The organism is Microcystis sp. M49636_WE2 (genome assembly GCF_030065375.1).
Taxonomy (GTDB): Bacteria; Cyanobacteriota; Cyanobacteriia; order Cyanobacteriales; family Microcystaceae; genus Microcystis; species Microcystis aeruginosa_C.
Genome location: NZ_JASJFG010000845.1, coordinates 1 through 5,947, shown reverse-complemented (window position 1 = coordinate 5,947; position 5,947 = coordinate 1). Strand labels below are relative to the sequence as shown.

General features: G+C 49.0%; 3 protein-coding genes. 1 reads left to right on the top strand and 2 read right to left on the bottom strand.

The features are described from left to right. A partial coding sequence (locus PX484_RS19390; protein WP_288105179.1) for an aminotransferase class V-fold PLP-dependent enzyme occupies positions 1–1,116 on the top strand: 1,116 nt, incomplete at its 5' end. 18 nt (positions 1,117–1,134) lie between these two features. Here PX484_RS19390 and PX484_RS19385 read toward each other — a convergent pair. After that, positions 1,135–5,307, bottom strand: a complete 4,173-nt coding sequence (locus PX484_RS19385) for a DEAD/DEAH box helicase (RefSeq protein ID WP_287768069.1) — start codon at positions 5,305–5,307, stop codon at positions 1,135–1,137. 54 nt (positions 5,308–5,361) lie between these two features. Further along, positions 5,362–5,832 carry a DUF29 domain-containing protein gene (locus tag PX484_RS19380; RefSeq protein ID WP_287670847.1) on the bottom strand — a complete coding sequence of 157 codons (471 nt, stop codon included), beginning with the start codon at positions 5,830–5,832 and terminating at the stop codon, positions 5,362–5,364. Between the last annotated feature and the right edge of the window lie 115 nt (positions 5,833–5,947).

Here is a 5,947-nt window from a genome sequence, read left to right as displayed (position 1 = left end):
TTTAATTTCGGTGGTCAGGGAACCTTGCCCAAGGCGGGATTAGAAGCGATTATCGATGCCCATAATTTTCTCCAACAAAAGGGGCCTTTTTCAGGACGGGTAAACGATTGGATTACCAAAAAAACGGAACTTCTCAGGCAAGAAATGGCTCAGGAGTTGGGAATTAGCCCCAGCACTCTCTCTATCACCGAGGATGTCACTGTAGGCTGTAATATCGCCCTCTGGGGGGTTGATTGGCAAGCGGGGGAACATATTTTACTAACCGATTGTGAACACCCCGGAATTATCGCCACGGTTCGGGAAATTGCCCGTCGTTATCATCTGGAAATCTCCACTTGTCCTATTCGGGAAACTTTAAACGGCGGCAACCCGATAGAAGTGATTTCCGCTCATTTACGTCCCAAAACTAGGGTTTTGGTGGTCAGTCATGTTCTCTGGAATACTGGACAGGTTTTACCCCTCAAGGAAATCTCGCAACTTTGTCATGATAATTCTGTCACCGAAAAACCCGTTTTAGTGGTGGTGGATGCTGCCCAATCCGTGGGTTGTTTGCCCTTGGATTTAAGCGCCACTGCCGCCGATTGTTATGCTTTTACAGGTCATAAATGGTGGTGTGGACCGGCCGGTGTGGGAGGATTGTATATTCGTCCCGAAATTTTCCCTAGTTTACAGCCCACTTTTATCGGTTGGCGAGGTATTGAAACAGATAAGCAAGGACAGCCTATCGGTTGGAAACCCGATGCTAGACGCTTTGAAGTGGCCACTTCTGCCTATCCTCAATTTGAGGGTTTAAGGGCAACTATTGCGGTACATAACGCCTGGGGTGATGGGGGACAAAGATACGAAAAAATCTGTCAATTAGCAGCCTATCTCTGGGGAGAATTAAACACAATTAAAGGGGTGAAATGTTTAAAAAATTCTCCGCCAGAATCTGGTTTAGTTTCCTTTCAAATTGACTCGACCATCAGCCCACAAAATTTAGTGCAACAGCTAGAAAAACAAGGGTTTTTACTGCGAACTCTCCTCGACCCCCTCTGTGTGCGTGCCTGTGTTCATTATTTCACTTTGCCATCAGAAATCGAGCAGTTAGTAGCAGCTATCAAAAAGTTAGTTTAAACCGCGTCGGGGATATTTTTATCCCTCGGCCATTAAGCGTAATAATTCGTCGGTAGATAACTTGCCGCTGGCGTCGGTCCCCTCCAATAAACTATCGGCGAGATCGCGTTTATGGTGGTGCAGATCGACAATTTTTTCCTCGATCGTATCCTTGGCCACTAAGCGATAAATCGTCACCGGACGTTTTTGGCCGATGCGGTGGGCGCGATCGGAGGCCTGATCCTCCACTGCGGGATTCCACCAGGGATCAAGATGGATAACATAATCGGCCGCGGTGAGATTTAATCCTGTCCCCCCGGCCTTTAAACTAATTAAAAATACGTCCCCTTCCCCCGCTTGAAAAGCTTTCACCTGTTTCTGCCGATCGCTGGCTGGGGTACTACCATCGAGGTATTGATATTTTATCTGCCTTTGATCGAGATAACTGCGGATAATGGCTAAATGATCAACAAATTGACTAAACACCAAGGCTTTATGCTGATTATCTAATAACTCATCCAGAATTTCCCCGAAACGGGACAATTTCGAGCCGGCTAAATCCAAATCTGGAGCCACTAACTGCGGATGACAGCAGGCCCGGCGTAATTTCATGATCTCTGCCAGTACCTGGAGATGTTTCGCTCCGGCGGTACTGTCACTCTCGCTTAATTTCTCCAAAGCACGCCGCCGTAAGGCCTCGTAAAACGCCTTCTCCTCGACGCTTAACTCGATCGGGACTAAAATCTCGGTACGCGGCGGTAATTCCGCCAGAACTTGGTTTTTTGTGCGCCGGAGAAGGAAAGGCCGCACCAGTTTTTTTAACTGTTCGCGAGCGGTTTTATCGCCGTATTTTTCGATCGGGGTGGCGAAACGGCGATCAAAACTTTCCAAGGATCCCAACAATCCGGGGTTAATAAAACGGAAAAGATTCCATAATTCCCCTAAATGATTCTCGATCGGTGTTCCCGTGGTGATTAATTTAAAATCCCCCCGCAGATTCATGGCTGCTTTCGATCGCTTGGTGGAGAAATTCTTAATCGCTTGGGCCTCATCGAGAACGATTGTCCGCCATTCTACCCCAGCCAACATGGTGGCCACTTCTTCCTGCTGTAATAACCCATAGCTACAGACCAACAGATCGAAGGGTTGCAGTCGATCGAGTAGTGCTTGCCGATCGCCTGTTCCCAATTGGATGATATTTAAGGTGGGTGCGAACCTTTCCGCCTCACTAATCCAGTTCAAACAGACTGAAGTAGGAGCGATCGCTAAAGTCGGCCCCTCCGAGGCGCGGGTAAGGATTACTGCCAGGGCCTGTAAAGTCTTCCCTAATCCCATATCATCGGCCAAACAGGCCCCGGCCCCCCACTGGGCCAGCCTAGCTAACCAGCGAAAGCCTTCCAGTTGATAGTCGCGCAATTCTGCCTGTAGAGTTGAGGGGACTTCCGGGGTAAAATCCTGACTCTCCTGAAAGCGTTGTAAATTGTCGCGCCAACGTTTATCGGCCTTGAGTTGTCCCACTTCCTCAGTCAGTTCGGAGAGAATCGGGGCAGCGAAGGGATGAAACCGCAAACCGTCGCCGGACTTTTCCGAGAAAGCACGCATTTCCTGTAACCGTTCCCGAAATGCCTCGGTTAGGGCGAGAAATTGACCATCTCCGAGGGGAATAAACCGCCCCGGCGATCCCTCTAGCAGTTTCATCAACTCCTGCATACTCAGGACTGATTTCTCCTCTAGGTGCAGTTCCCCACTGACCGCAAACCAATCCCGTTGACTGTGGATATTTAGGTGTAGGTCTTGTAATCGAAGCTGACGCGTCACCCGCCATTTTTCCCCTTCCGGCCATTCCACGAGGACGCTATCGTTTAATTCCCGCAATTCTAGCAGTAGATCTAGACAATCCTCCGGATTTTCTAGCCGCCATTCCCCATTTTCCTCCTCAAAACTGATCAGGATCGGACAAGAATCGATCGCTGTTTGGGCCAGTTTTTTCTCTAGGGCCAGATCCCTAGTTGTTTGCAGCCGTTCCCCCTCAATCTCGGCGATTACTGTTTCTCCCCCTTTTCCAGGCTGGAAATAGGGACCGGCTGCCCCAAAAGGACGACTGAGAACCGCCACTTTTAGACCCTCCCCAGCCGGTAAGAGATGAATCCGGGGTTGACTATCGGCTGCCACTGACCGGGCTGCTTTTCCTCCGCCGATATCGGAATGTACTGTCACTATCCCGGACAGGGAATTGATCGCGGCCAGGACTTTTTCCCGGCCCTTGTCGGGGACTTCTAAGCGGTTGCTTTTGCCGATAATGTCGGCGATGCTTCGGTGTTCTGGCTTGACTTCGATTACCTTAATGCGAGTGGGGGTTTCTTTCCAAATCAGCACTTCTTGGTGATCGCTGAGATCGGGCAGTAAAGAGAGGATTAATTTACCCGATTTTTCCTTACTTACTCGCAATTCCGGTTCCCCGGCGACGATTTCTGCCCGCGTTCTGGGGGAATCTTCCCAAAACACCAGGGGATGACCGATCAGTTCGATAATAGCCCGGCGCTCAAAGTGATACTCGTTCTGGCCATAGTAACTGGATTCCACGAAGATATGGGCGCAAATTTTCAGATCCTGCGGGGTTAAATAGTCAATTTCCCCGGTTTTTCGCAGACGTTTAAGGGAGACGGGACGGCCACGACTCCAATTACCCCGCGCGTCGAGTTTCTGTTCTTTTGGTTGCAGGAAATAATCCTCGGAATGGATAGAGAGAAACCAAGCAAGGCGGAAGACGGGGTTAGATTTACCCGGGGTTGGTGTTGGCGCGCACAGATTAGTCAAGGCATTCAGGCACAGTTGCCAAGCTTCTTGGGGTTCGATCGCATCCACCAGGGGGGAAGAGAGATGCCATTTTATAACCACCTCCGCTTCCGGCGCTCGATCGAGTCGGGACAGTAGGGCCCCGGTTTCCAGGGCTAACCAATGGTAGCCAGCCGCCTTGGCATCTTTGTAGAGAGGCAAGAGTAGGCGGGGCAGATGTTTTTTAGCGATGTCGCTACTCATCCAGTAGAGACAGATACTATAGAGAAGAGTCTCTAGACCCTGGCCCATTTGGTAGGGATTGATCGCCGCGTCGATGATTGCGTCTTTGGCCTGTATATCTCCCTGACGGGCAACGATGATTTTTTCCAGACGGGCATAGATAGGACTGAAAGGATGATCGTTTTGACGCGTCACCCAACTGGTATAGCTGGCGGCTTCCGCGAGACGTTCGGGGGTTCCTTCTTTGAGGAGGGCAAAAATAAAGGAGAAGCCGCTAATTGAAGAAAAATAGATTTTTTGTTTTCCTTTGGCTTTTTTTAGGGCTTTAAGGGCGAGGGTATATTCTTGGATCGCTTTGCTGTTTTTCCCCTCTAGAAAGGCAATCCAACCCCGGATCGCCCCGATTGCTGCTGCTTGGCTTTCCGGGAAGGGGCGATCGAGATACCGACGCACTTTATCGCTTTGTCCTCGGATGATTGCCTGTTCGAGCCACAAATGGGCTTCGGAAACACTGGTCTGGTCTTGACAGAGTTCTTCTAGGAGGGAAAAAGCTCCATCGGCGCGAGTTATTTTTTCAAAAGCCTTGACAAGAATGCTATTTAGTGCTAACGCCTGAAATTTGGTCGGTTGCGTCCGTAACCAATCCCCATCGAAGGGGTTATCGTAGATGAGAACCAGAAGGTCTTCTAGGCTAGTTTTTGGGGAAGAATAGCTGGTTTTCTGATAATCGGCGATTTGTTGTTCGACCGAGTTGAAATCCTGACAATAGATGGCCAGACGGATTTCTCGGATTAATTGCTCTTTTCCCTGAAAAACTAGGCTTTCATCCCAACGAGTTCGGGGTTGCGGCAGTTTGTCCTTGATGATCTCGGCAAAACGCTTGAATTCCCCCTTGCTAACGCTATCACGGCTGGCAATCTCGACGAGGAGGGGATGACAGCGCAGCCCATAGCCTTTGTCCTGGATGATTACTTCCGCTTCTAGGAGGCGATCTAAATGGGATTTCAGGGTTTGGCCGTTAAATCGCCGGTTGTTCTCGTCGCGGTAATGGGCTTGATTTAAACAGTCTAGAAAAGTGCTGCGGGCGATCGGTTCATAGATTAGGGAAAAAAGACGGACAATCACCTGATCGAGTGCCGATAATTGTTGGTAGCGTTCGATGATTTGGCGGCGGATTTGCTCGATATCTTTCATATTCGGTTATATTCGTTTATACTCCTGATGGTTTTGCTGGGACTTGATCGCAATTTATAGACGGGTTTCCAAAAAAGGTTCGATATCGATGGGGAACCAATCCCCGTCTAATACCTGTTCGAGGGTGAATATAGACTCTAGGGGAATCGCATTTTTATCGACGATTCTGGCGTTAATCAGGGATTTTCTAGCGGTTAAATAGGCTTTCTCCCAAGAATCGCGGGCATGGTTGACGAGGGTGGCACTATCTATTTTTTGTTCTAATTGCGATCGGAAAGCCGCGATCTCCACTATCCAGTGACGGGCATTCCGTTCTTTTTCCGATTCCCAATAGGATAGTTTTAGCAAGTGTTCGATTAAAACAGTTAATAAACTCGTTATTGCCTGTCTCTCGCTTTTTCCCATGCACTCCACCTCTTCGATCAGGTTTTCCCAGTCCACCAGGTCAAACTCTTTTCTCTTTAACAGTTCGGCGGTTTTTTCTGTCCAGAGAACAAAATCTTCCTCGTAGAGAGCGGTCATCATCGAAAATTTGGGTCTGAAACCCCGCCGTTTTACGGCGGCTTTGCTGTTAAATATTAGCACATTTACGAAATATATGCTAAAATGTGAGGTATGGAAAAAGCCTATTCTTACCGAT